Genomic DNA, 1,504 nt, shown 5'->3' with positions numbered 1-1,504 from the left:
CATACAACGCTCCCCTACCCCTGATGCAAGCATCAAGCCATAGCTTCGGTGGTGTGTTTAGCCCCGTTACATTTTCGGCGCAGAGTCACTCGACCAGTGAGCTATTACGCACTCTTTAAATGGTGGCTGCTTCTAAGCCAACATCCTGGTTGTCTAAGCAACTCCACATCCTTTTCCACTTAACGTATACTTTGGGACCTTAGCTGGCGGTCTGGGCTGTTTCCCTTTCGACTACGGATCTTATCACTCGCAGTCTGACTCCCAAGGATAAGTCATTGGCATTCGGAGTTTGACTGAATTCGGTAACCCGGTAGGGGCCCCTAGTCCAATCAGTGCTCTACCTCCAAGACTCTTACCTTGAGGCTAGCCCTAAAGCTATTTCGGAGAGAACCAGCTATCTCCAGGTTCGATTGGCATTTCACCCCTACCCACACCTCATCCCCGCACTTTTCAACGTGCGTGGGTTCGGGCCTCCATTCAGTGTTACCTGAACTTCACCCTGGACATGGGTAGATCACCTGGTTTCGGGTCTACGACCACGTACTAAACGCCCTATTCAGACTCGCTTTCGCTGCGGCTCCGCCTCTTCAGCTTAACCTCGCACGGGATCGTAACTCGCCGGTTCATTCTACAAAAGGCACGCCATCACCCATTAACGGGCTCTGACTATTTGTAGGCACACGGTTTCAGGATCTCTTTCACTCCCCTTCCGGGGTGCTTTTCACCTTTCCCTCACGGTACTGGTTCACTATCGGTCACTAGGGAGTATTTAGCCTTGGGAGATGGTCCTCCCGGATTCCGACGGAATTTCACGTGTTCCGCCGTACTCAGGATCCACTCAGGAGAGAACGAAGTTTTGACTACAGGGCTGTTACCTCCTATGGCGGGCCTTTCCAGACCTCTTCGCTTATATCGTTCCTTTGTAACTCCGTACAGAGTGTCCTACAACCCCAAGAGGCAAGCCTCTTGGTTTGGGCTATGTTCCGTTTCGCTCGCCGCTACTCAGGAAATCGCATTTGCTTTCTCTTCCTCCAGGTACTTAGATGTTTCAGTTCCCTGGGTCTGTCTTCCTTACCCTATGTATTCAGGTAAGGATACCATACCATTACGTATGGTGGGTTTCCCCATTCGGAAATCTTCGGATCAAAGCTTACTTACAGCTCCCCGAAGCATATCGGTGTTCGTCCCGTCCTTCATCGGCTCCTAGTGCCAAGGCATCCACCGTGCGCCCTTTCTAACTTAACCGTTAAAAAGAATCACTACGTGATATCTTGCATTACTAATTGAATGTGAATTACTTCTGTTATCTAGTTTTCAAAGAACACGTTGGTGGAGCCTAGCGGGATCGAACCGCTGACCTCCTGCGTGCAAAGCAGGCGCTCTCCCAGCTGAGCTAAGGCCCCATAAAAAATGGTCGGGAAGACAGGATTTGAACCTGCGACCCCATGGTCCCAAACCATGTGCTCTACCAAGCTGAGCTACTTCCCGATTTCCTATCTATTCT

Annotated in this window: 2 tRNA genes and 1 rRNA gene; all 3 read right to left on the bottom strand. The window is 50.7% G+C overall.

Annotation, left to right across the window (positions count from 1 at the left end):
- Positions 1-1,245, bottom strand: a 23S ribosomal RNA gene (locus ACFXAM_RS38740); the annotation flags it as partial.
- Between the two features lie 82 nt (positions 1,246-1,327).
- A tRNA-Ala gene (locus tag ACFXAM_RS38735) sits at positions 1,328-1,403 on the bottom strand.
- A gap of 8 nt (positions 1,404-1,411) precedes the next feature.
- Positions 1,412-1,488 (bottom strand) — tRNA-Pro (locus tag ACFXAM_RS38730).
- Positions 1,489-1,504 lie beyond the last annotated feature (16 nt).

This window comes from Kitasatospora sp. NPDC059462, from assembly GCF_042749955.1.
Lineage (GTDB): Bacteria > Actinomycetota > Actinomycetes > Streptomycetales > Streptomycetaceae > Kitasatospora.
Note: the sequence above shows the minus strand (reverse complement) of the source record. Positions and strands in the feature narration are given on the sequence as shown.